Genomic DNA, 24,621 nt, shown 5'->3' with positions numbered 1-24,621 from the left:
AACACGAACATCAAAGGAGACTGCAATGGGTCTGTGGGATATCGACAAGATCGAGTACGTCGGTCGCAAGGGCGAGAAGGAAGGCCTCGGCTTCCGCTACTACGACGCCGACAAGGTCGTCGCCGGCAAGAAGATGAAGGACTGGCTGCGCTTCGCGGTCGCCTACTGGCACACCTTCGACCAGCGCCTCGTCGACCCGTTCGGCGACGGCACCGCCGAGCGTCCGTACGACAAGTACACGAACCCGATGGACCTCGCCCTCGCCAAGGTCGACTACGCGTTCGAGTTCTACACCAAGCTGGGTGTCGAGTACTTCTGCTTCCACGACCGCGACATCGCGCCGGAAGGTGACACCCTGCGCGAGACCAACGCCAACCTCGACAAGGTCGTCGACAAGATCGAGGAGAACATGAAGTCCACTGGCGTCAAGCTGCTGTGGAACACCCAGAACCTCTTCACCAACCCGCGCTTCGTCTCCGGTGCCGCCACCTCGCCGTTCGCCGACATCTTCGCCTACTCGGGCGCGCAGGTCAAGAAGAGCCTCGAGATCGCCAAGCGCCTCGGTGCCGAGAACTATGTGTTCTGGGGCGGCCGTGAAGGCTACGAGAACCTGTGGAACACGCAGATGCACCGCGAGCAGGCCCACATGGCCAAGCTTTTCCACCTGGCCGCCGACTACGCCAAGGAAATCGGCTTCGAGGGCCAGTTCCTCATCGAGCCGAAGCCGAAGGAGCCGACCTCGCACCAGTACGACTTCGATGCCGCCGCCGCGCTCGCCTTCCTCAAGACCTTCGATCTGGACGACGTGTTCAAGCTGAACCTCGAGGGCAACCACGCCAACTTGGCCGGCCACTCCTACCAGCACGAGGTCCGCTTCGCCCGCGAGAACGGCATCCTGGGCTCCCTCGACGCCAACCAAGGCGACAAGCTCATCGGCTGGGACATGGACGAGTTCCCGTCCGACCTGTACGACTGCGTCGCTGTGATGTGGGAGGTCCTGGCCAACGGTTCCATCGGCCCCCACGGCGGTCTGAACTTCGACGCCAAGCCGCGCCGCACCTCCTTCGCCGCCGACGACCTGTTCCGTGCGCACATCGTGGGCATGGACTCCTACGCCGCCGGCCTGCTGGTCGCCGCCAAGATGCACGAGGACCACTACATCGAGGATCTGCAGGCCGACCGCTACAGCTCCTACGAGTCCGGCATCGGCAAGGACATCGAGGACGGCAACGTCACGCTCGCCTCCCTCGAGGAGTACAGCCTCGACAAGACCCAGGCCGAGCTGCGCGCCGCCACCAAGTCCGACCACCTCGAGCAGGTCAAGGCCACCATCAACAACTACATCATCGACGCACTGGCCGAAGCGTGAGCCGAAAGCCCGGTGGGCTTTCGGGTAGCCTCAGGCGAGGTTGAGGAGGGACGGCCGGCGACGGGGCTTTATTCGGATCGCAATCGCCCCATTGGGTAACTGGAGGCGATATATGGCAAACCCCCGGAATGAAGAACGGCTTCATTCCGGGGGTTTGCCATATGCGATGGCGGCTGATGCCGGCGGTGATTGCCACCGAACAGGAACCACATGAAGGCAAGTTCCTGCTCCCGCTGGCGGGAGCTGGCCGCCGTAGGCGGTCTGAGGGTGGTTCGGCGCCGAACCGCGACCACCCCCAGTCGGCTTCGCCGACAGCCCCCGCCGGCGGGGGCGTGAACATCGGTATCCGGTGGGAGGTCCATCGTGATGCGACGGCCCCTCGCCGGCGGGGCGGCGGCTCCTTCTTCAGCCGCGGGCCTTCACGTAGGCCTCGTATACGGCCTCGGTCGGCTCTCCGGTCTCCACGCCGTCGATGGTGAGCGGCCACTCCGGCGGCTCGGCCTTGCCGGACAGCACCCACGCGGCCTGACGCGCGGCACCGATCGCCACGTACTCGTCGGTGGCCGGGCGGGTCACGTCCATGCCGAGGATCGACGGGGCCAGCGTGCGGATCGCCACCGACCTCGCGCCGCCGCCAATCAGCAGGATGCGGTCGATCCGCGCGCCCAACGAACGGATCAGCTCCAGGCAGTCGCGCTGCGAGCACAGCAGACCCTCGACGAATGCGCGCGCAAGATTCTCCTTCGTGGTGTTGTGCAGGGTCAGACCGGTGAGCGACGCGGTGGCGTCGGGGCGGTTCGGCGTGCGCTCGCCGTCGAAGTACGGCACGAGCGTGATGCCGCCGGCACCCGGCTCGGACTTGAACGCCAGTTCGGCCAGCTCGTCGTAGTCGACGCCGAGGGCCGCGCGGCCGGCGTCGATGATGCGCGAGCCGTTGATCGTGCAGGCGAGCGGCAGGTAGTGGCCGGTGCAGTCGGCGAAGCCGGAGACCGCGCCGGTCAGGTCGTAGACCGGGTCCTCGGCGATGGCGGCGGCCACGCCGGACGTGCCGAGCGAGATCGACACGTCGCCGACGCCCATGCCGAGGCCGAGCGCGGCCATCGCGTTGTCGCCGCCGCCGGGGGCGAGGACGCAGCCGCCGTCGACGCTCTTGCCGGCGATAGTGGGGGAGGCCTTCACCGCGGCCGTCTCGCGCGGGCCGAGCACGGTGGGCAGCACGATGGATGCGGCGTGCGCCTTGGCGGTCTCCTCGCCTTCGGCGACGGCCAGCACCATCGCGATGAGGTCGCGGCGGTATTCGCCGTGCGCGGCGTCGTAGTAGATGGTGCCGGACGCGTCGGAACGGTCGGTGAACAGCTGGTCGAGGTGCGCGTCCTCGCCCTCCGCGACCGGGCCGTAGCCGGCGATGCGCCAGCTCAGCCAGTCGTGCGGCAGGCAGATCGCGGCGATCCGCTTCGCGTTCTCCGGTTCGTGCTCGGCGACCCACGCGACCTTGGTGAGCGTGTAGGAGGCGACCGGCGAGGAGCCGACGGCCTTGATCCAGCGCTGCTTGCCGCGCGCGACGACATCCTCCGGTTCGCCGTCCGCGGCCGGGGTGGCCTCGCCGAGCTTCTCGATAAGCGCGGCGGCCTGCGGGGCGGAGCTGGTGTCGTTCCACAGCATCGCGTCGCGGATCACGTTGCCCTGCCTGTCCAGGATCACCATGCCGTGCTGCTGCCCGCCGACGGCCAGCGCGGCCACGTCGTCGAGTCCGCCAGCCTGTTCGGCGGCGGACCGGAACGCCTCCCACCAGTATTCGGGATTGACCGACGTGCCGTCCGGGTGCTTGGCCTGGCCGAAACGCACCTGTTCGCCCGTGGTGGCGTCCGTGATGCGGACTTTAGTTGATTGGGTTGATGTATCGACTCCTGCGACCAATGTGCGAGTCATGTTTCCTCCTCGATGAGGGCCGCGCGCAAGGGTTCGACGCGCCGCACCTAATAAGTTAGACGATTAAACTATACTGTATTCCGGCATGAAGATGCAAGTGAGGTCGCGTCGTACGTCATACGACATGCGACGGCCGGCCGGCACGCGCCGCGCGGCGTCTACTATGAAAGTCTACGTCGCCACACGGCCCGAAGACCAAGACAACAGAGAAGACAAGACGAAGACGACAGCACGAAGGGACAGGTACCATGGCCGCTTTGAGGAAGATCAATCAGGACGACCTGCGCAACCACAACCTGTCCGTGACGCTCGACGCGATGCTGTGCGCGAACGACCCGCTGAGCCGCGCCGACCTCGCCAAAGCGACCGGACTCACCAAGGCGACCATGTCGCTGCTCGTCTCGATGCTGCTCGACTCCGGCGTGGTCGCGGAAGGGGCGCCGGTCGCCGCCGCATCCTACGGCCGCCCCAGCACACCGCTGCGCATCCACGGCGGCCGCATCGCCGGCATCGGCCTGCAGGTCAACACCGACGGCTACGGCTGCCTCGCACTCGACATCAACGGCGACACGCTCGGCCGCGAATGGGTGAACGACGACATGACCGACTGCGATTCGCAGGACGTGTTCACGAAACTCGACACCATGACGGCATCGCTGGAACAGCAGCTCGCCCGCCGCGGCTGCACGGTGGCCGGCACCGGCCTCGCCCTGCCCGGCGTCATCACCGGCAACCGGCTGACGCTCGCCCGCAACCTCGGCTGGACCGACCTCGACCTCACGCGCTTCGACGTGGTGCGCCGCCTCGACGCCATCCCCGGCAACGAGGCGAAGATGGCCGCCATCGCGCAGATCCCGGGCTACGCCACCGAACGCGCCGACTTCCTGAACGTCGTCGACCGACGCGACTCCTTCATCTACGTCTCCACCGACGTCGGCATCGGCGGCGCCATCGTGCGCGACGGCGAAGTGGTCCGCGGCTCGCACGGATTCTCCGGCGAAATCGGCCACCTGTCCGTCGCGATGGACGGGCCGCGTTGCACGTGCGGCCGCCGCGGCTGCCTCGAAATGTACGCGGGCCGCCGCGCCATGGTCGAAGCCGCCGGACTCGCCGACGGCGGTCTCGCCACCAAATCGGACGCCGTCAAGCGGCTCCTCGACGGCTGGCTTTCCGGCGATCCGCGAATCACCGCGGTGATCGACCAAGCCGTCGACGCGCTCGTCTCCGCCATCGCCTCCGCCGTCAACCTCATCGACGTGGACACCGTGCTGCTCGGCGGTCTCTGGACGCACTTCGGCGACGAACTCACCATCGTGCTCGAAAACCGACTGCGCGAGGAGATCGTCGGACCGGACGGCATGACGGTGCGCGTCGCCACGCCGCCCGTCGCGGAACACCCTTCGCTGTACGGCGCTGCCGAACGCGGCCTACGCCGGTTCATCGACGATCCGCTGCGGTTCATCGGCGCGTGAACGGTCGGCGGCGACGGCGGGCGATGTGAGGACCGGTGCGGTGATTGGCGTGAGAACCGGTGGGATGGCCGGTGCGCTGGCCGCCCGAGTAGTGAGACGGCGTGGTGCCACGTCGGGCGGCGCGTTTACACTGGTGGCTCGCGTCCAAAAGACGCACCCTTGCGGATGTAGTTCATCGGTAGAACGAAAGCTTCCCAAGCTTTAAAGGCGGGTTCGACTCCCGTCATCCGCTCCAGTGATTCAGTGATAGCAAGAGGACCGTTGGGAGACCAACGGTCCTCTTGCTATCAGGGTTTCAGGGTTATGGACCCGGGCCGGTCAGCGGTCGGCGTAGCGGCGGCGGATCATCGCCAGCGTCACACCGGCACCGGCGATCAGCGCGAACATGGCCGCGATGCCGGCGACGTCGGTGCCCGTCTTGGACAGCGGGCCGTTGGCGACGGACTGCTGACGGCTGTCGCCGGGTTGCGGCTGCGGCCCGTCGCTTTCCTTCACGACGGAGGCCACGGCCTGACCGGGCTCGACCTTGACGACGGTCTTGCCGTCCTTGCTCAGGGTGACCTTCGCGCTGTAGACGGCGGCGAGGTTGACGCGGGCCCAGCCCTCGGAGGTGGCATCCAGCGGGTAGCCGGAGTCGCCTTCGGTGGCGGCGATGACGGCCTTCTTCTGGTCGTCGGTCAGGACCTTGAACGCCTCGACGTTGTCGAGCAGGCGAGCGGCTTCGGCCGGCACGACGGCGGCCTGGCCGGCCTTACCGGTCTGCTTGAAGCCGTAGGTCATGCGGGCCTTGTAGGCGACGAGCGCGGAAGCACGGTCGGTGACCGGCTTGGTGGACACGTCATCGGTGAAGTCGTTCTGGTAGCCGTTGGTGGTGTTGGCCTTCGTGTTGGCGATGCAGGCTTCGAGCGTGTCGCCGTGGTTGTCGGCCTTGCACTGGGCGGTCAGGTAGTCGACGAGCTCCTTGCGGGCGGCATCGCCGGCGGCCTTGGTCTTCGGATCGGTTACGGCGTTGGCGACGCCGTACTGGCCGGCGACGTGACCGCCGAGGATATCGAGCGGGTAGTGGACGCCGAGCACGATGCGGTTGTTGCCGGCTTCGGACACGCGGGCCATGATTTCCGGGCCGAGTTCGGGCAGCAGGTAGGACAGGCCGGCACCCTGCGTGAACGCGAAGGTGGTGTGGCCGGACGGGAACGAGCCGGAGTCGTACAGGCTGTCGTACTCGTTGTCGGGAGCCTGGCCGTCGCCCCAGTCGAAGTTCTCGTAGCCCGGGACCTTCTTGATGCGGTCCTTCAGCGTGTTGTCGATGTTCAGCGTCTTGCCGAGGTAGTTCACGCGGTCGATGTACGGGCGCGGGTGCTGATAGTACTTCTTGGCCGTGCCGGTGCTCGCCGACTTGTTCATCGTCGCGAGGAACGCCTTGGTGTCGGGCAGCTGGCCGTTGTCCATCGCGTCCTTGTAGTACTTGCCGAGCACCGGGCCGAGTGCGTCGTACAGGGTGTTGGTGGAGTTCATCTGGGCGTCGGAGAGGGCGCGCTGGTCCTGCTTGGTCCGGCCGTCGGTGCCGAACGCCTTGTTGTTGATGGAGGCGGTCAGGTCGTCGTCATGCTTCACGGTGGCCTTCGCCACATCGGTGTTCTGCACGCCGTTGGCGTTGTAGAAGTCGAAGTACTGGTTGAAGTCCTTGAGAAGGTCGGTAATCTTGTCGGCCTGCGGCTGGGTCGGCGTAGCAGCGGGCTTCTGGGTCTCGACCTCGGGGGTGTGGTGCCCGAAAGTGATGCTGACGATCTTGCGGGAGGCCTTGTCGCCGGAATCGAAGGTCACGCGGGCGCTGAACGCCTTGGCCAGGTTGATGCGCTGGTAGCCTTCGGAGCTGGCGTCCAGCGGGTAGCCGGAGTCGATTTCGGAGGCGGCGAGAATGGCGGTGCGCTCCTCGTCGGTCAGATCGGGGAAGGCGGTCAGCAGCAGGTTGGACGCGCCCTCCGGCACGACCGGGGCCTGCTTGGTGTCACCGACGGGCTGGAAGCCGTAGGTCATGCGCGCGGTGTAGGCGTTGATGGCGCTCTTGCGGCCGGTGACCGGCTTGGTGGACACCGCGTCGACGAAGGTGTTGGTGTAGCCGTTGCCCTGGGAATCCTTCTTGGCGTTGGCGTTGAGGTTGGTGGCGCACTGGAGCACGGTGTCGTAGTCGTTGTCGGCACGCTGGTCGACGTTCTTGTTCTCCACGCACTTGTCGGCAAGATACTTCTGCAGCTCGTTGTAGGCGGGCATCAGCTTGTCGTCGCGGAACTGCTTGTTGCTCCACAGGGCGGTGTTGGCGGCCTCGCCGTCGATGCGGCCGCCCATGATGTCGAGCGAATAGTGCACGCCGAGCACGATGCGGTTGTTGCCGGCCTCGGAGGCGCGGGTCACGATCTCGGTGCCCAGCTGCGGCAGCAGGGTTGCCAGACCGATGCCGCCCGAGAAGGCGTACGTGGTGTGGCCGGACGGGAACGAGCCGGACGCCACCATGCCGTCGTAGGAGGCGTCATGCTTGACGCCGTTCTCGTCGGTCCACACGGGGACCTTCTTGATGCCGAGCGCATTGTCGCCGGCCGCATAGCCGCCGTTGGCGCGGTCGACGTACGGGCGCGGATGGTTGAAGTAGTTCTTGGCGGTGCCGGTATCAAGCCAGTTGGAGACCAATGCGGTGTCGTAGCCGCTGGCAGACTTGTGATCGCTGATCAGCAGGCTGTAGGTCTTGGCGAGCGGGCCGTTCGGGTTGGGCGTGCTGCCATCGCCGGCGGCGCTGGCGTCGAGGCCGTCGGCCAGATACTTGCCGAGCACCGGGCCGAGCGCGTCGGGCAGGGTCTCCCGCATCTTGTAGTCGGAGTCGATGAGTGCGCGCTTCTGCTGGGCGGTCGGCGTGGTCGTTCCGTCGCCTTCGGCGTCGGCCGTGGCGGCGGCGTTGTTGATGGCCTTGGTGGAGCTGTCGTTCCAATCGGTCACGGTCTTGTCGACGATGTGGCCCTTGCCGAAACCGTCAGGATCCTTGCTGTTCGCATCCGGGTGCCAGTAGTCCGTATAGCTGCCGAGAAGCTTGACCAGGTCAGGCTGCTGCAGGTCGGCCGGATACTGATAGGTGGCGTCGGCCGCGTTCGCGGTCAGCGCGCCGCCCGCCAACAACATGGCCGCGGCGGCGATTCCCGCCACCGCACCTCGCATCATCGGTGATTTCCTTGTCATTTCCTATCCATTCCTCATTCCACAACGATGATGCCGATGCGCGCTATGGGCGGCATCGGCATCAGCGGTTCCAGTATGAAACCGTTTGCAGTGGCACGCTCCGGAGGCGCGAAGAAGTCGCCGTCCGGTCAGCTACAATTCACTTTGCGTGCGGAATGATTCCCTGATTTTCAACCAATGTTCATTCACGGCGCCTCTCGCCGCGTCGTCGTCGCATAGATGTTCCAACAGCGCGTGATTTACGGCACATTCCCGTCGCGAATGCCGCATCCGCGCGCGTTCCGTCCGCCGTCTGGCGCGATAATGGCCGTATGACTATCGCAACTCCCGAACGTTATGCTGAAATGCTCGACGCCGCACGTCGCGGCGGATACGCGTACCCCGCCATCAACGTGACGAGCACGCAGACCCTGAACGCCGCGTTGCAGGGCTTCGCCGAAGCCGAATCCGACGGCATCATCCAGGTGTCCGTCGGCGGCTCCGCCTACTTCTCCGGCCAGAGCGTGAACGATCGCGTCACCGGTTCGCTGGCGTTCGCCGCGTTCGCGCACGAGGTCGCGAAGAAGTACCCGAACATCACCGTCGCGCTCCACACCGACCACTGCGCCAAGCAGTACCTCGACGAGTGGGTGCGTCCGCTGCTCGCGCACGAGGCCGACGAGGTCGCGCACGGCAAGGAGCCGACCTTCCAGTCGCACATGTGGGACGGCTCCACCGTGCCGCTCGACGAGAACCTCGACATCGCCGAGGAACTGCTCGACAAGTCCGTCAAGGCGCATACCGTGCTCGAGATCGAGATCGGCGCGGTCGGCGGCGAGGAGGACGGCCACAGCCACGAGATCAACGACAAGCTGTACTCGACGCCGGCCGACGGTGTGAAGGTCGCGCAGCGACTGGGCCTCGGCGAGCGCGGCCGCTACATGGCCGCGTTCACGTTCGGCAACGTGCACGGCGCGTACAAGCCGGGATTCGTGAAGCTGCGCCCCGACCTGCTCGGCGACATCCAGCGCGAGGTCGCCACCGCCGTGGTCGACGGCCGCGTGGCCTCCGCCGCCGGCGCGGTCGACTTCCCGGCCGGCAAGCCGTTCGCGCTCGTGTTCCACGGTGGCTCCGGCTCCCGCCCGGAGGAGATCGCCGAGGCGGTCAGCCACGGCGTCGTCAAGATGAACGTCGACACCGACACCCAGTACGCGTTCACGCGTGCGGTGGCCGGCCACATGTTCGAGCACTACGATGCGGTGCTCAAAATCGACGGCGAGGTCGGCAACAAGAAGTTCTACGACCCGCGTTCGTGGGGCCGCGAGGCGGAGACCTCGATGGCCGCGCGCGTCGTCGAGGCCTGCCAGGAGCTCGGCTCCGCCGGCAAGGCGCTCAAGTAGCGCTCGAGTAGCGGTTTCGCGGGGAAAAGAGGAGGCCGATGCCGTCATGGCACCGGCCTCCCGCCGTTTGAGCTGTTTGGCCCGCTTGGCCCGTTTGCGGCCCGCTACATCACCTTCGTGCTTTCGAGGTTGCGGATGACCCAGTCGTTGAGGCGGATTACGGGCTTGCGCAGCACCAGACCGAGCACGAGCGAGGGCACGAGGAACAGCGCGAGCTTGCCCATCGCCACCCAGTACTCCATGCCGTAGGCGCCGGCCATGGCCGAGTGCATCGCGTCCACCGCGTACGGGAACAGCAGCCAGTGCGAGACCACCTGGAAGAACGGCGGCAGCGTCTCGATGGGGAACGTGCCGCCCGAGCCGGCCACCTGCATGACGAGCAGCACCACGGCGATCGCCTTGCCGATGTCGCCGAACGAGACGGTCAGCGTGTACACGATGTTCGAGAACACGATCGCCGCCAACCATCCGACCATCATGAACCGGATTGGATGCTCGCACTGCACGCCCAGATACAGCAGGTCGCCCAGGCAGACGAGCGTGCCCTGCATGAGCGCGAGCACGCCGAACAGCATGTAGCGCCCGAAATACTCCTGATGCATGCGCAATCCGAACCGTCGCGCGTTGCCGGGCGATTCCGAATGCGGCTTGCGCAGCACGTCGAGCATCGCGCCCGGGCCGGCCGTGCGCCCGATGATCACCGCGTCGCGCAGACCCACGTCCTCGCCGAGCGGCAGCACGTTGCCGAGTCCTAGGATCTTCGCCTTCTCATGGTCGGAGATCGCCACCTTGAGCATCGCGACGAGGATGATTGCACCCACCCAGATCGCGAGGATCGTGTAGAACGGCGCCATTGCGGACCCGTAGTTCGCGATCGGGTAGATGGCCTCGCGGTCGAGGGAGACCGGCGCGGAGAGGATCGTGGCGATCGTGTCCGGATCGGAGGACGCGACCGCGGACAGGTCCGCCTTGGCGCCAGAACCGGAACCACCGGAACCGGAATCGCCGGAATCACCGGAACCGCTGCCGCCCCCGCTCACCGCGCTCGCGAACTTCGCGTTCAGATCGTCGAGCTTCGCCGCCGCCTTGTCGAGCGTCGAGGCGACGTCGCCCAGGGCGGTGCGCACGTCCGCCAGACTGTTCGAGATGCCGCCGGACAGGCCGCGCACGCTGGCTGTGGTCGCGGCGAGGCCGTCGACCACGCCGCTGGCCTGCGAGACCATGTCGTCCATCGACGAGGTGAGCGCGTCGATCTGCGGCTTCAGCGTGGACCGGTACGTGTCGGCCGCGTCGGTGACGGACTCGCGCGCGGCCGCGATCTGCGCCTGCAAATCGTGGCGCGTCGCGTCGAGTCCGGCTTTGCCGTCGGACGCCTGTTTCGCCGCCTCGCCGAGCGTGTCGGCGGCGGCGTTGAGCGCGTTCTGCGTGTCGACCGCCTGATCGGCCGCCGCGTTGAGCGCGTCCTGCAGCGCCTTGCCGTCGGCGTCGCCGCTCGCGCCGGCCGTGTCGGCCATGGCGCGCAGCGCGGTCGCGTAATCGCCGTACGCCGCGGCCTGCGCGCTCACCTGCTGCTGCAGTTTGGTGAGCGTGTCCGCGACCTTGCCGTTCTGCGTGTCCTCGTCGTCGAACGCCTTGTCGATTTGTTCGCTGATGGAGTCGTAGGCGCCGCCGGCCTGCTTCAGCGCGTCGGCGACGCCGCCCGACGCGCCGTTCATCGCCTTGACGAGCGACTGCGCGCCTTGCGAACCCTGTTCGAGCGCCTGTTTCGCGGCGTCGCCCTGCGTGCCGGCGGAGCCGAGCATCCGGTCCGTCGAGTCGATGATGCCGTCGGCGGCGGCGAGCAGCTGCGCGTAGGAGTTCGCCTGCGCGGATGCGGTCTTCAGTCGCGCGGACATCGTGGTGATGTGCCCGGTCGCGTTCTCCACGTACTGCTGCATCTGCGGGCTGTCCGCGTAGCCGGCGACGTTGGAGGCGAGTCCCAGCGCCACCTGCCCGAGGGTCTTCGCGAAGGTCTGGTCGATGGTCGTGGCGACCGTGCCCGCGCCCTGATCGGTGATGTGCGGCGCGATCGGGTTGATCTTCGCGTTGAGGTAGTAGTCGAGCCGCGCGTGGCGGATGGTCGGCGAGAACAGCGTCATCATGTCGGCGCTGAACGATTTCGGGATGACGAGCGCCGCATAGTATTCGCCGGAGTACACGCCGTCGATGGCCTTGTCCTTGTCGACGAACTGCCAGTCGAGCTGGTGGTTGGCCCTGAGCGCGCTCGTCACCGTCTCGCCCACGTTGATGCGCACCGGCATCAGATCGGACTTGTAGCCTTTGTCGGTGTTCGCGACGGCGACCTTGAGCGCCTTCGTGTTGCCGTACGGGTCCCAGCTCGCCGCGATGTTGTACCACGCGTACAGCGCGGGCACGATGACGAGGCCCACCGCCACGATGATCGCGATCACGTTGCGCGTGGCCTGCCGCACGTCGCGTGCGAAGATGCGCCAGATGTTCCTCATCGTTCGTCTCCCTTCGCGGAGTCGGAGTCGGTTGCGTCGGTCGCGGTCGCGCCGGCATCGCCGCGCGTGGCCGCGCCGGCGCCGCGTGCCGTGCGCTTGCGCCGCCACATGTAGCCGTCGAGCATCACGTCGCGGAACTGTTCGGACGTCATCGCGCCGACGCCCACCTGCTGCGCGTAGCTTTCGCGCGTGTATTCGACGACGATGAGATACACGTCGATGACGATGATCGACAGGATCCACGCCGACAGCATCGCGATCTTCGCCTGCGTGAAGAACAGCAGCATGAGGAACGCGATCGGCAGCACGGTGAGCAGCACGAGGCCGGTGACGATCATCCGCGGGTAGCGGTCGAAGAAGCGGTGCGCGCGGCGCTCGATCAGCTCGCGCATGCCCTGCGAGGAGTCGGAGGCGACGCGGAACGCGGAGGAGAGGCTCACCCGTTCGTTGACCATCGAATCATGCTCGGTGATCATCAGGTCGGTGTCGCCGAGACGACGGTCGAACAGCGCGTTGAGGTTCATCGCGTACCGGCGCACGACGAGTCCGACGAACAGCGCCGCCGGCACGTAGTAGAAGAGGTGCAGCATGTCGAGCCAGTAGTGGTTCGCGTACATGCCGCCGATCGGGCCGCGCATCGCGTTGATGCCGTAGGTGAACGGCAGCCACGGGTGCAGTTCGCGGAAGAAGCTCGGCATCAGCTCGATCGGGTACAGGCCGGACGCGCCCGGGATCTGCACGATGACGAGGATCACCGCCACCGCCTTGCCGATGTGGCGGAACGCGACCGCCAACGCGTAGATGATGTTCACGTACACGAACGAACACCAGACGCCGGCGAGGACGAACAGCAGCGGATGCGCGCATTGGATGCCGATCACCAGATTGCCGACGGTCACGATCAGCGCCTGCAGGAATCCGATTGCGACGAGCAGCAGCCACCGGCCCAGATACGCCTGCGTGGAAGTCATGCCGCGCAGCTCCTCGGCCGCGGCACCGGCCGCCGCGCCGGTCGCTTCTCCCGCCGCTTCTCCGGACTCGCGCGACTCGCGGTCCACCTCCAGCTTGTAGATTGCGATGAGCACGAAGCCGCCCACCCACAGGGCGAGGTTCGTGTAGAACGGCGTGACCGACGAGCCATAGTTGTCCATCGGATACACGGTGCGCGTGTTGAGCGTGACCGGCGATCCCATGAACTTGCCGAACTCCTTGTCGTCCAGATGCAGCGCGTCCTTCACGGCCGTGTACGCGGCGGAGCTGTCGAGCGCCGCCACGTCGGTGCGGACGCCGGTCACGTCGCCGATGAGCTGGTCGAGCGAATCGTGCGTGCTCGTCACGGTCTGCTTGGTCTGCGTGAGCGTGCCGGACAGCTGGTCGAGCAGGCCCTGGGTCTGCGTGGCCGTGTCGGCGAGCGAGACGAGCGTGCCCGACATCGTGCCGTTGAGTGCGCCGAACGAGTTCAGCGACGTGTTGAGGTTCGGCATGACCGTGCCGGTGAGCGTGCCGCGCGCGTTGGACAGTCCGGTGATGCCGTCACCCACGGCCTTGCCGGTCGTGTCGGACAGGGAGCCGGCCGCCTTCTTGCCGCCGTCGATGAACGCGGTCGCGTCCTTCTGGAAGTCGTCGGCCTGCTGCTGTTGCTTGGCGACCGCGTCGCCCAGCGCGTTCACCTGCTGCCAGATGCGCTGCCCGTCCGGATCGCTGGTGTTCTCGTCGATGCCGTGGTCGCGCAGCGTCTTCTTGAGCGCGTCGACGGCGGCCGACGCCTGGTCGAGTGAGGCGGAGACCGAGGTGTGAATCTGGTTGACGGCCTCCTGCGTGCTGTTGAGCGTGCCGGTCGCGTCGCCGGCCGCCGTGTTCACCTTCACGCCGATGCCGCTCAGCCCGGCCGACCCTTGGTCGAGTGCGCCGACCATCGTCGTGGAGAGTTGCTGCGAGGAGGTCTGCGCCTGCGCGAGCAGCGTGCCCGACTGCGAGGACGTGCGTTGCGCGGCGGCGATCGACTGCTGGAGCGAGGCGAGCGTGTCGTTCGCGCTCGCGATCGTGCCGTCCGACTGGTCGAGCGTCGTCGCGATGTCGTCGAGCGCCGCGTTCACGTCGCGGATGTCGCCGGCCACGGTGTCGAGCGTCGCGATCACGTCGCGCTGCGTCGAGCCCGTCGCGTCGCTCAGGTCGCGCCCCGCGTCGGTCACGGCCTTCGCGACGGTGTTGCCGACGGTCGTGACGAACGTCTGGTTGATCTGCTCGTCGATCGTGGTCGCGCCCGAATCGGTGATCTTCGGCGCGATCGCGTTCTTCTTCTCGTTCACGTAGTACGTGATCTTCGGACGCTGCTTCGGATTGGCGAGCGCGCCGACGAGCTTCGCGCTGAAGTCCTTCGGCAGGACGATGGCCGCGTAGTAGTCGCCCGTCTGCATGCCGTTGAACGCGTCCGTCTCGTCGACGAACCGCCAGCCGAGCTGGTGGTTGCGTTTGAGCTGCGTGACGACCTGCCTACCCGCGTTCAGTTCGCCGACGAGCGGCGAGCTGGTGCCTTTGTCGTTGTTCACGATCGCGACCTGGATGTTGCCGGTGGCGGAGTATGGGTCCCAGTTCGCGAGGATGTTGAACCACGCGTACAGCGATGGGATGATCGCCACGCCCAAGGTGACCACCACGGCGACCGGGTTGCGCAGGATGCGCGTCAGGTCGCGGGTGAACACGCGCCATATCGTTCGCACTTTCGACGACTCTCTTTCTGTTCTTCGCTCTTCCGGCGTGTTTCGGTTCCGTGATGCACATTACTCAGGGCGGTGGCATTGGGCGGAGCATGCGTCCGAGGGGGTGGGGGATACTGGAGGCATGACCAATGCAGCGGATGTGAACGTGAACGAATCGACCGAGAGCGCAGGCACGGGCGCGGCGGACGCGGGTGCCGTCGCCGTCACCATCCCGGCCGGCACCGTGGTGCTCGCCGCCACCCCGATCGGCAACGTCGGCGACGCGTCCGCACGTCTGCGCGCGCTGCTCGAGCACGCCGACATCGTCGCCGCCGAGGACACGCGCCGCCTCTACGATCTCGCGAACCGTCTCGGCGTGCACGTGAACGGCCGCGTCGTCGCCTACCATGACCACAACGAACGCGACAAGGCCGACGGCCTGCTCGACAACGTGGAGACCGGCGCGACCGTGCTCGTCGTCTCCGACGCGGGCATGCCCACGATCAACGACCCGGGCCTCGCGATCGTGCGCCGCGCCATCGAACGCGGCCTGCCGGTCACCTGCGCGCCCGGTCCGTCCGCCGTGCTCGACGCGCTCGCCCTGTCCGGCCTGCCCACCGACCGCTTCTGCTACGAGGGCTTCCTGCCGCGCAAACATTCCGAGCGCGTGCAGCATCTGCGCATGCTGCAGGGCGAACGCCGCACGATCGTGTTCTACGAGACGCTGCACCGCATCGACGATTCGATGGACGACCTGCTCGACGCGTTCGGCCCGGACCGCCGCATGGCCCTGTGCCGCGAGCTCACCAAGGACTACGAGCAGATTCGCCGCGGTACGATCGCCGAAATCCGCGACAGCGTGCACGACGATCCGCCGCGCGGCGAGATGGTGCTCGTCGTCGCCGGCGCCTCCGACGAGGAGGCCGCCGCCGTCGCGCCGAGCACGCTGTCTGTCGAGGATCTGGCCGTGCTCGCCATCGACCGCGCGCTCGAGGACGGTCTGCGCATCAAGGAGGCGATCACGCAGGTCGTCGGCGAGCACCCGCTGCCCGACGGCACGCTCGCCAACCGCAAGCAGGTCTACCAGGCCGTCCTCGCCATCAAGCAGTAACGTTCCGCGCCTCCAGCTCCTCCAGCGATTCCAGCAGGACGGTGAGCGCGCGCTTGACGCCCGGTCCGCCGGCCTGCGAGACGTATTCGAGCAGCGCCGCGTCCGCCTTCGGATTCGCGACCAGCCATCGCCGCAGTTCCGGCGCGGTGCGCGCGATATGCCACAGCACGTCCATGTCCGTCGCCGGGTCGGCGGCCACCATCGGCGTGAGCACGAGCGGCGGTTCGGGCGGTTCCAGCGCCGTCGCGCGGGCGGCGTCGGCGTCGGCCGCCGCCCGCGCTAGGCGCCTGAGCCGGTCGGCGCGGTCGAGCGAGCGCAGTCGCCGCGACGGTCGCGCGCGGCTCATGGCGCGACCTTGACGCGGCGATGATCGTACGAATGGCGCACGCCGGTGAAGAACGCGCGTGCGCGCGGCGTGGTGGACATGCACGGATTCTCGTCGAGAATCGTGATGCAGTCGTCGGGAGTGAAATCGTAGGCGTCCATGAAGTCGACGACCTTGTCCGCGTATTCGTTCGGATGCGTGGCGGTGACGAGCAATGACGCGACGTCGCAGGCGGTGCGCGTCGGATCGGTGACGCGCAGATTGCCGATCGTGACGAGATGGTTCGGCAGGACCTTGCGCGTGAACGCGCGGATCCGGTGCCCGAAATGCCGCATGCGGAAATGCGACCGCGACAGCACGTCGAGCGTGCGCGGGAAGTCGCCGCCCATCCACACCCACATGGCGGTGAGCGCGCACGCCACCGTGGAATGTGGGATGAGACGGTGCACGATCGAGGCGCGGCCGTACAGGGTGGACGCGTGCTCCGACCAGTAGCCGCTCTCCAGGTCGTCCAGCGTGGTGATCGTGCCGTCGGTGGCGAGCCGGCTGAGGCTCATCGGCCCGGGCAGGTCGCGTTCGCGCAGGATCGCCGGCACGAGCGGGGTGGTGCGCAGCGCGGGCGGCGGCGAGGGTGCGGATGATGGCGGTGGGGTCGTCGTTGAAGGTTCCATGACCATACGGTAGGGCGTGCGCGGCGTGCGCGCCAATCGTGCGCGACCGTACTCGCGCGAGGTGGATGATCCGGTGGATGGGCGGACGGTTGTCCACAGTCCGCAGGAGTCCCCCTCAGTCGGCTTTGCCGACAGCTCCCCCTCGGAGGAGGCGCAGGGACGGTACACCGTTGCTTTGCTCCCCCTTGAGGGGGAGCTGGGCGGCCGAAGGCCGGACTGAGGGGTGGCCGGCGTGTCCCCGGCGCGCCGGATAATTCGGTCTTATGAGTCATATTCTGGTGAATGTTGCATGGCCGTATGCGAACGGCCCCCGCCATATCGGTCACGTGGCCGGTTTCGGCGTCCCCTCCGACGTGTACGCCCGCTACGAACGCATGAAGGGCAACGACGTGCTGATGGTCTCCGGCACGGACGAGCACGGCACCCCGATCCTCGTCGAGGCGGAGAAGGAGGGCCTGACCGCGCAGGAGCTCGCGAACCGCTACAACCGCGTGATCGCCAAGGATCTGTGCGACCTGGGTCTGAGCTACGACCTGTTCACGCGCACCACCACCGGCAACCACGAGCACGTGGTGCAGGAGATGTTCACGCAGTGCCTGAAGAACGGCTACATCTACAAGGGCACGCAGCAGGTGGCGATCTCCCCGTCCACCGGCCGCACCCTGCCGGACCGTTACATCGAGGGCGAGTGCCCGATCTGCCATGCCGAGGGCGCGCGCGGCGACCAGTGCGACGCCTGCGGCAACGAGCTCGATCCGGACGAGCTCATCAACCCCGTTTCCAAGATCAACGGCGAGACGCCGCGCTTCGAGGAGACCGAACACTACTTCCTCGACCTGCCGGCGCTCGCCGAGGCGAACCTCGCCTGGCTGAACACCCGTGAAGGTTGGCGCACCAACGTCATCAACTTCTCCAAGGGTCTGTTCAAGGAGGTCAAGCCGCGCGCCATCACCCGCGACATCGACTGGGGCATCCCGGTGCCGGTGAAGGGCTGGATCGACAACCCGAACAAGAAGCTGTACGTGTGGTTCGACGCCGTGATCGGCTACCTGTCCGCCTCGATCGAATGGGCGCGCCGCCAGGGCGACCCGGAGCTGTGGCGCCAGTGGTGGAACGACCCGTCCTGCCCGGCCTACTACTTCATGGGCAAGGACAACATCACGTTCCACTCCCAGATCTGGCCCTCCGAGATGCTCGCCTACAACGGCCAGGGCTCCAAGGGCGGCGAGACCGGCAAGCTCGGCCCGCTGAACATGCCCGAGCAGGTCGTCGCCTCCGAGTTCATGACGGTGGAAGGCAAGAAGTTCTCCTCCTCGCGCGGCATCGTCATCTACGTCAAGGACATCCTCTCCCGCTACCCGGTGGACGCGGTGCGCTACTACATCTCGATCGCCGGCCCGGAGAGCTCCGACTCCGACTTCACGTGGGCCGAGTTCGTGCGCCACAACAACGAGGAGCTCGCCTCCTCGTGGGGCAACCTGGTCAACCGCGTCGCCAACCTCATCGCCAAGAACTTCGGCGAGATCCCGGCGCTCGACGAGGATTCGATGACCGACGAGGACCGCGCCCTGCTCGACGAGACGCGCGGCGCGTTCGCCACGGTCGGCGGCTTCATCGAGAACCACCACCAGAAGGCGGGCCTCATCGAGGCGATGCGCGTGGTCGGCGACATCAACAAGTACATCTCCGCGACCGAGCCGTGGAAGATCAAGGACGACGAGAAGCGACTGGGCACCGTGCTGCACGTGGCCGCGCAGGCCGTCTCCGACGCGAACCACCTGCTCGCCCCGTTCCTGCCGCACGCCTCGCAGAAGGTGTGGGAGGCCCTGGGCGGCAAGGGCGTGTTCTCGCCGCTGCCGCGCCTTGAAGAGGTCGAGGACCTCGACAAGCCGGGCTTCAAGTACCCGATCATCACCGGCGACTACAAGCTCGGCGAGACCGTGCACCCGTGGGAGAGCGAGCCGATCGAGGTGGGCGCGCCCGTCGCCAAGCCGACGCCGATCTTCGCGAAGATCCCGAAGGAGGCCGTCGAGGAGGAGCTCGCCCGCTTCGACGAGGCGCTCGCCGCCCGTCGCGCCGCCGAGGCCGAGCGCCTCGCCGCCGAAAAGGCCAAGCTCGCCGCCGAAGAAAAGGCCGAGTAACCCCGTTTCGCGTGGTCCCCTCGTCAGAGGGGGCCACGCGTCTGTGTGCCGATTCGCTGTTAAGCGGTTACAAAATCGTCACATAGTGCTCAGAGGTTTCTCAGGAACGCGCATCGTTCCTCCAAGGGAGGGACGGTTTACTAAAACATGTCAGCGGTTGGGAGTCCTTCCCGAAGTGAATATCACTGGCGAGGTTCTTCCCGAACCCCATAACTGAACCCTTCTTCTCTCTTCTCTCTCACCCGGCGGTTTCTCCCCGCCGGGTTTCTTTTTTGGTTTTTGCATGTTTTTTGGTTTTTACATGTCTGCGGAATCCAGCCCGTCCCTGCCCTGCCTCATCAAGTAGTCACCAAGTAGCACGGTTCCCTCCCGGGCCGTCACGGTTCCCTCCTCGGTTTGCGTCGTTTTTCCATGGCGAACCGTGGAGCGAATCGTGATGATCCCGGAGGGAACCGTGACGGTCATGGACCGACCCACGGGCGACCGTGACGTTCACGGACCAAACCGTGGCGATCCCGGACCGACCCCATCACGGCGGACGCCGCACGAACTAGGCTGGATGATATGGCGAGAGCAGCGAGTGGCGCGAGCGAATCGAGCAACAAGAACCAGAAAGGCGCACGTGACCTCGTGCGCAAGATCACGATGCGCGAGGCCGTCGGATTCGGCGTCGGCGACTTCTACGGCGGCGGCCAGCTCACCATCATCGCCACGTATCTCGCCCTGTTCTGGACGCGCTTCTGCGGCATGAACATCGCCGCCGCGCAGGCCGTGATCGGCGTGAGCGCACTCGTCAGCGCCATCGCCGCGCTCGCGTTCGGCGTCCTCGACGACAATCTCTACCGCTACCCGATCGGCCTCAAATACGGCCGCCGCCGGTTCCTCCTCATGATCATCGGACCGCTCATCCTCGTCGGCGTCCTGCTGTGGATCCCCGGACTCCCGTTCGCCGCCTACGTGGCCGCCTACGTGTTCTGGGTCGTGCTCGCGCAACTGTTCCAGACCGCCTACAACCCGCTTCCCGGCGAGATGACCGCCGACTTCAACGGGCGCACCAAACTGTCCACCGTGCGCCTGTTCATCTCCACCGGCGCGGGCACGGCGATTCCGCTCGCCGGCGCCGCGACGCTCGCCGTGTTCGGCGAGACCGCGCCGACCGGCTACATGGCGTTCACGATCACGACGACCATCCTGTTCGCGCTCGCCGTGTTCGCATGCTGGCGCAGCACGTGGGAGATGACGCCCGAGCGCGCCGGCTTCGGCGCGTACGCGCGCGGCGAACGGCGCGACGGGCACGTCGGCGTGCGTCGGTGGATGCGCCGCGCCGGCAAGGTGCTCGCCGAATACGCGACCACGTTGCGTATCCGCGAATTCCGCAAGCATCTCGCCATCTACCTGCTCGTGCAGGTGACGATGGACGTGTTCGGCCAGACGTTCGTGTTCTTCGTCGTCTACGACTGGAACCGCACGGCCGCGTTCGCCTCGCTGCTGCTCGGCTGCGCGGCCGTCTCCCTGCCGCTCATGCCGCTGTTCGGTTTCGGCATGACCCGCCTCGGCCCGCGCCGCATGTACGCGCTCAACTACGCCGGCTGCCTGCTCGGCGTGGTGTGGTTCCTTGCGTTGTGGCTGTGCGCCGGCCGCCTGCCGGGCGCGGCGTGGACCGCGCTCGCCGTCGCGGCCTCGCTGTGGTTCTTCGCGTTCAAATCCCTGTGCGGGTATCTGCCGTGGGCGGTGTTCCCGTATATCGCGGACATCGATCAGATCGTCACGCGCCGGTACCGTTCCGCCACGTTCTCCGGCATCCAGGCGTCGTTCCGTCAGGTGGGTTCCGGTCTCGCGACGATTCTCGTCGGCGTGATTCTCGGCGCGGTCGGGTTCGACGCGACGCGGGCCGTGCAGACGCCGGCCGCGCGCGTCGGCGTGGGCGCGTTGCTGCTCGGATGGTTCTCGTTCGCGATGATCGCCGGCTGGATCGTCTCCACGCGGCTCGTCATCGACAAGCGCACCGACGGCGTGGTCCTGCGCGAAGTGACGCGACTGCGCAACGGCGGCGCGAAGGCCGACGTCGCGCCCGCCACACGCCAGGTGGTCGAACGCTTGACCGGCGTCGACTACGACGATTGCTGGAAGTAGGCGGTGGCGCGCGGCTCGCTAGACTGGGCGGTTATGAGCAAGCATCATCACCGCGACCGCAGCTGGGCCCCCGCACCGGACGCGCTGCCGGAGGACGCCCACGTCATCGACAATCACACGCACGTCGCATCCGTCGTGCCGTTCGCACGCGCGATGAGCTACGAGGCCGTCGCGAAAGGGCAGCCGGAAGTGCCCGTCTACGACGTCGACGAACTGCTCGCGCAGGCGGCGGCGGTCGGCGTGACCGGAATCATCGACTGCGGCTGCGAGCTGCCGAACCTCCAACGCGCGATCGACATGGCCGTCGCGCACCCGGGCGTCGTGCACGCGGCCATCGCCATCCACCCGAACGAGGCCGTGCGCCACGGCCACCGCGCGGTGGCCGGGCCGGACGGACTGGCCGTCACGTACAAGCCGTACCACGACGTGCCGTTCGACGAGGCCATGGCCGAGGTCGAACGCCTCGCACGCGCATACCCGGACCAGGTCGTCGCGATCGGCGAGACCGGCATGGACCTGTTCCGCACCGGCGAGGGGGCGCTGGAACTGCAACGCGAGGCGTTCCGCGCGCACATCGCGCTCGCCAAGGAGCTGAACCTGCCGATGCAGATCCACGACCGCGACTCGCATCGCGAAGTGATCGAGACGCTGCTCGCCGACGGCGCGCCCGAACGCACCGTCTTCCACTCGTATTCCGGCGACGCCGAGATGGCCGCGATCGCGCGCGAGAACGGCTGGTACCTGAGCTTCTCCGGCACGGTGAGCTACAAGGGCAACGAGGGAATCCGCGAATCGTTGCGCATCGTCGGACTCGACCACGCGATGGTGGAGACCGACGCGCCGTACCTCACGCCGATGCCGTACCGCGGGCGCACGAACGCGCCGTACATGATTCCGTACACGTTGCGCGCGATGGCCGATACGCTCGACATGCCGCTCGCGGCGGTGGCGCGCGGCACCCGCGCCACCACGCGCGCGGTGTACGGCGTGTGAGTCGCGTGCGAGTGTGGCGGTGGCGCACGGTGCGGTGACGGCACGGTGAATATCAGGCGAAGTGGGGGAGGAATGGTGGATTTCCGCTGATTTCGCGGCGATGATTGGTGCCGCTGGTGAATTTGTGGTGATTGCGGTGGCGGACTACGATGTGTGTCCGAAGAAAAGCGAGTGTGACGCAAGAGACGAAAGAGCATCGAGAACGGCAGGCAGTGTGAGGCTGCTCCGCATGGAGGATTGAGCGTATGGCTGACCGCAATCAGCAGACCAAACGCGCCCGCAAGGTGGTAGGCGGCACCGCGACCGAAACGAATACGAAATCCGGCAGATCGGCCCTGGACGGGAAACGGCGGGAACGCCGGGAATGGCAGGAGCGCCAGGAGAAGGCCAAGGCGGAGAAGGAGGCGCTGCTGAGGGCCGACACCTTCACCAACGCCCCGAAGGTCTCACGCCGCACCCTCACCAAGGAGGAGCGCGAGGTCCTCGCCAAGCAGGCCGAGGCCGAGAACAAGGAGGCCGCCAAGCTCGCCACCACCGCCGCGAAGGGACGCTTCGGCCGCTGGTGGGCGCGCCTGCAGTCCGGGCCGAACAAGGTCAGCTGGGGCATGATGATCGTCGCGCTCGGCGTCGTCTACGGTGACATCGGCACCTCGCCGCTCTACACCGCGCAGACGTTCCTCTCCGGGCAGGGCGGCATCGGCAGCGTCGACCGTGAGGCCGTGCTTGGCATGCTGTCGCTGGTGTTCTGGTCGATCACGCTGATCACCACCGTCAAATACGTGCTCATCGCGATGAAGATCGACAACAACGGCGAAGGCGGCATCTTCGCGCTGTACTCGCTGATCCGCCGCCGCGGCGCGTGGCTCGCCATCCCCGCGATGGTCGGCGGCGCCGCGTTCCTCGCCGACTCGGTGCTCACGCCGGCCGTGTCGATCAGCTCCGCCGTCGAGGGCCTGCAGACGCTGCCGCCGCTCGAGGAGCTGTTCGACGACAATCCAAGCCTCACGCTGATGATCACCGTGGTCATCATCGTCGTGCTGTTCATGGTGCAGTCGCGCGGTACGGAAAGCATCGGCCGCGTGTTCGGCTCGATCGTGCTCGTCTGGTTCAGCTTCCTCGCCGTCGTCGGCCTCGTGAACCTCGCGCAGGACTGGACGGTGTTCGCCGCGCTCAACCCGGTGTACGGCGTGCGGTTCCTGTTCAGCCCGCACAACGACGCCGGCATCGCGCTGATGGGCACCGTGTTCCTCGCGACCACCGGCGCCGAGGCGCTCTACTCCGACATGGGCCATGTGGGCCGCGGCAACATCTACTTCACGTGGCCGTTCATCAAGGTCGCGCTCGTGTGCTGCTACTTCGGCCAGGGCGCGTGGATCCTCGCGCACAGCCGTGACCCGCACTACACGACGATGAAATCGTTGAACCCGTTCTTCCAGATGATGACGCCGAACGTGCGCTACGTGGCGGTCGTGCTGTCCGTCACCGCCGGCGTGATCGCGTCGCAGGCGCTCATCACCGGCGCGTTCACGATGGTCTCCGAAGCGACGCGACTCAACTGGATGCCGCATCTTCAGGTGCGCTACCCGGCGCGCACGCGCGGGCAGCTGTACATCCCGGTCGTCAACGCGGTGCTGTGCGTCGCGACGCTGCTCGTGCTCGCGATGTTCAAGGATTCCGAACACATCTCCGCCGCGTACGGACTCGCGCTCACCATCACGATGATCACGACGACGATCCTGCTCGCCGTATACCTGTGGTACGCGAAGCGGCGGGTCGGCGCGATCGTGTTCCTCGTGCTGTTCCTCGCCATCCAGATTCTGTTCTTCATCGCGTCGATGGCGAAGTTCCTGCACGGCGGCTGGTTCACGATGCTGCTCACCATCGCGATCCTGTTCGTCATGTACACGTGGAACGAGGGCACGAAGCTGGAACGCGCGCAGCGCCGCCACATGCGCCCGAAGGACTTCCTGCCCACGTTGGAGAAGCTGCACGGCGACTTCCGCATCCCGTACTTCGCCGACAACATCGTGTATCTCACGTCCGACAGCGAGACGAAACGGCTCGACACCGACATCTTCTTCTCCATCTTCGCCGACCATCCGAAGCGCGCCCGCGCCTGGTGGGCGGTGAGCGTGGAGACCACCGACCAGCCGTTCACGCGCGAATACGAGGTGCAGGACTTCGGCACCGACTTCCTGTTCCGCGTGCGCATCCGGCTCGGATTCAAGGTGTCGCAGTCGATTCCGGCGTACCTGCACCAGATCATGCACGACCTGTCGAAGACCGGCGAACTGCCGCAGCAGAAGTCGCTGTACCCGAAGGTCGACGCCGATCCGAACATCGGCACGATCCGCTACGTGCTGATTCACAAGGCGCTGATGCCGGAGTCGAAGGTCTCCGCGCGCGGGGCGCTGTCGCTGCAGACCAAGTACGCGATCCGCCACGTCGCCGGATCGCCGGTCAAATGGTTCGGACTCGCGCCGTACAACCCGCTCGTCGAAGTGCAGCCGCTGTTCGTGTCCACGCGCAGGCCGCCGCGGCTGAAGCGGATCGAACGCGCCGCCGGGAGCGAGCCGGTCACCGGGGATTTGCCGCCGGTGCGGTGAGGCCGCGGTGTGGACGAGACGCGTGGGTGAAACCTATAAGCAACGCTTATAGCACCGGCCGCGC

General features: G+C 66.8%; 14 protein-coding genes and 1 tRNA gene. 9 read left to right on the top strand and 6 right to left on the bottom strand.

The window, feature by feature from the left end:
- Positions 1-25 precede the first annotated feature (25 nt).
- Positions 26-1,369 carry a xylose isomerase gene (gene xylA, locus AC1AYN_RS05465; RefSeq protein WP_101621831.1) on the top strand — a complete coding sequence of 448 codons (1,344 nt, stop codon included), beginning with the start codon at positions 26-28 and terminating at the stop codon, positions 1,367-1,369.
- A 405-nt stretch (positions 1,370-1,774) separates the two neighbouring features.
- Here the strand turns inward: xylA and AC1AYN_RS05460 are convergent, their stop codons facing one another.
- The gene (locus tag AC1AYN_RS05460) at positions 1,775-3,298 is read right to left on the bottom strand and encodes a xylulokinase (protein ID WP_476532477.1); all 1,524 of its coding nucleotides are present in this window, start codon (positions 3,296-3,298) and stop codon (positions 1,775-1,777) included.
- A 248-nt stretch (positions 3,299-3,546) separates the two neighbouring features.
- On the opposite strand from AC1AYN_RS05460, the gene AC1AYN_RS05455 reads away from it, so the two are divergent.
- Both AC1AYN_RS05455 and AC1AYN_RS05450 read left to right on the top strand, forming a co-directional pair.
- The gene (locus AC1AYN_RS05455; RefSeq protein WP_476532476.1) at positions 3,547-4,770 is read left to right on the top strand and encodes an ROK family protein; all 1,224 of its coding nucleotides are present in this window, start codon (positions 3,547-3,549) and stop codon (positions 4,768-4,770) included.
- 161 nt (positions 4,771-4,931) lie between these two features.
- Positions 4,932-5,005: transfer RNA gene (locus tag AC1AYN_RS05450), tRNA-Gly, on the top strand.
- An 83-nt stretch (positions 5,006-5,088) separates the two neighbouring features.
- Here AC1AYN_RS05450 and AC1AYN_RS05445 read toward each other — a convergent pair.
- Complete coding sequence (locus tag AC1AYN_RS05445) at positions 5,089-7,977, bottom strand: phosphatase PAP2 family protein (RefSeq protein ID WP_476532475.1); 2,889 nt, start codon at positions 7,975-7,977, stop codon at positions 5,089-5,091.
- A 329-nt stretch (positions 7,978-8,306) separates the two neighbouring features.
- Here AC1AYN_RS05445 and fbaA point away from each other — a divergent pair, with 329 nt between their 5' ends.
- Positions 8,307-9,374: a class II fructose-bisphosphate aldolase gene (fbaA, locus tag AC1AYN_RS05440; protein ID WP_476502286.1), complete on the top strand. Its 1,068-nt coding sequence runs from the start codon at positions 8,307-8,309 to the stop codon at positions 9,372-9,374.
- Positions 9,375-9,478: 104 nt separating this feature from the next.
- On the opposite strand, the gene AC1AYN_RS05435 is transcribed toward fbaA, so the two are convergent.
- Both AC1AYN_RS05435 and AC1AYN_RS05430 read right to left on the bottom strand, forming a co-directional pair.
- Positions 9,479-11,878, bottom strand: a complete 2,400-nt coding sequence (locus tag AC1AYN_RS05435; RefSeq protein WP_476532474.1) for a YhgE/Pip family protein — start codon at positions 11,876-11,878, stop codon at positions 9,479-9,481.
- A complete protein-coding gene (locus AC1AYN_RS05430) occupies positions 11,875-14,598 on the bottom strand; it encodes a YhgE/Pip family protein (RefSeq protein WP_476532473.1) in 2,724 nt (907 codons plus the stop codon). The genes AC1AYN_RS05435 and AC1AYN_RS05430 overlap by 4 nt, the downstream gene beginning before the upstream one ends.
- A gap of 121 nt (positions 14,599-14,719) precedes the next feature.
- Between AC1AYN_RS05430 and rsmI the strand changes: the two genes are divergently transcribed.
- A complete protein-coding gene (gene rsmI, locus AC1AYN_RS05425; RefSeq protein WP_476502289.1) occupies positions 14,720-15,688 on the top strand; it encodes a 16S rRNA (cytidine(1402)-2'-O)-methyltransferase in 969 nt (322 codons plus the stop codon).
- Here rsmI and AC1AYN_RS05420 read toward each other — a convergent pair.
- Together AC1AYN_RS05420 and AC1AYN_RS05415 are read right to left on the bottom strand one after the other, a co-directional pair.
- Positions 15,678-16,034, bottom strand: coding sequence for a variant leucine-rich repeat-containing protein (locus AC1AYN_RS05420; RefSeq protein ID WP_476532472.1), 357 nt, complete (start codon positions 16,032-16,034; stop codon positions 15,678-15,680). The genes rsmI and AC1AYN_RS05420 overlap by 11 nt on opposite strands.
- Positions 16,031-16,684 carry a hypothetical protein gene (locus AC1AYN_RS05415; protein ID WP_476532471.1) on the bottom strand — a complete coding sequence of 218 codons (654 nt, stop codon included), beginning with the start codon at positions 16,682-16,684 and terminating at the stop codon, positions 16,031-16,033. Before AC1AYN_RS05415 ends, AC1AYN_RS05420 begins: the two co-directional genes overlap by 4 nt.
- Positions 16,685-16,947: 263 nt before the next feature.
- On the opposite strand from AC1AYN_RS05415, the gene metG reads away from it, so the two are divergent.
- The 4 genes from metG to AC1AYN_RS05395 all read left to right on the top strand — a co-directional run bounded on the left by metG (position 16,948) and on the right by AC1AYN_RS05395 (position 24,557).
- Entirely contained in the window at positions 16,948-18,825 is a 1,878-nt protein-coding gene (metG, locus tag AC1AYN_RS05410; RefSeq protein ID WP_476532470.1) for a methionine--tRNA ligase, read from the top strand.
- Between the two features lie 564 nt (positions 18,826-19,389).
- Entirely contained in the window at positions 19,390-20,958 is a 1,569-nt protein-coding gene (locus AC1AYN_RS05405; protein WP_476532469.1) for an MFS transporter, read from the top strand.
- Between the two features lie 33 nt (positions 20,959-20,991).
- Positions 20,992-21,951, top strand: a complete 960-nt coding sequence (locus AC1AYN_RS05400) for a TatD family hydrolase (protein ID WP_476532468.1) — start codon at positions 20,992-20,994, stop codon at positions 21,949-21,951.
- Positions 21,952-22,196: 245 nt separating this feature from the next.
- Entirely contained in the window at positions 22,197-24,557 is a 2,361-nt protein-coding gene (locus AC1AYN_RS05395) for a KUP/HAK/KT family potassium transporter (RefSeq protein ID WP_476532467.1), read from the top strand.
- Positions 24,558-24,621 lie beyond the last annotated feature (64 nt).

This window comes from Bifidobacterium sp. LH_413 (genome assembly GCF_056357015.1).
This window is presented reverse-complemented; position numbering and strand designations above follow the sequence as displayed.

Coding starts and splice junctions, on each gene's coding strand:
- AC1AYN_RS05460 (WP_476532477.1), bottom strand. CDS start 3,298: ATGACTCGCACATTGGTCGCAGGAGTCGATACATCAACCCAATCAACT.
- AC1AYN_RS05415 (WP_476532471.1), bottom strand. CDS start 16,684: ATGGAACCTTCAACGACGACCCCACCGCCATCATCCGCACCCTCGCCG.
- AC1AYN_RS05405 (WP_476532469.1), top strand. CDS start 19,390: ATGGCGAGAGCAGCGAGTGGCGCGAGCGAATCGAGCAACAAGAACCAG.
- AC1AYN_RS05395 (WP_476532467.1), top strand. CDS start 22,197: ATGGCTGACCGCAATCAGCAGACCAAACGCGCCCGCAAGGTGGTAGGC.
- xylA (WP_101621831.1), top strand. CDS start 26: ATGGGTCTGTGGGATATCGACAAGATCGAGTACGTCGGTCGCAAGGGC.
- AC1AYN_RS05400 (WP_476532468.1), top strand. CDS start 20,992: ATGAGCAAGCATCATCACCGCGACCGCAGCTGGGCCCCCGCACCGGAC.
- AC1AYN_RS05445 (WP_476532475.1), bottom strand. CDS start 7,977: ATGATGCGAGGTGCGGTGGCGGGAATCGCCGCCGCGGCCATGTTGTTG.
- metG (WP_476532470.1), top strand. CDS start 16,948: ATGAGTCATATTCTGGTGAATGTTGCATGGCCGTATGCGAACGGCCCC.
- AC1AYN_RS05435 (WP_476532474.1), bottom strand. CDS start 11,878: ATGAGGAACATCTGGCGCATCTTCGCACGCGACGTGCGGCAGGCCACG.
- rsmI (WP_476502289.1), top strand. CDS start 14,720: ATGACCAATGCAGCGGATGTGAACGTGAACGAATCGACCGAGAGCGCA.
- AC1AYN_RS05455 (WP_476532476.1), top strand. CDS start 3,547: ATGGCCGCTTTGAGGAAGATCAATCAGGACGACCTGCGCAACCACAAC.
- fbaA (WP_476502286.1), top strand. CDS start 8,307: ATGACTATCGCAACTCCCGAACGTTATGCTGAAATGCTCGACGCCGCA.
- AC1AYN_RS05420 (WP_476532472.1), bottom strand. CDS start 16,034: ATGAGCCGCGCGCGACCGTCGCGGCGACTGCGCTCGCTCGACCGCGCC.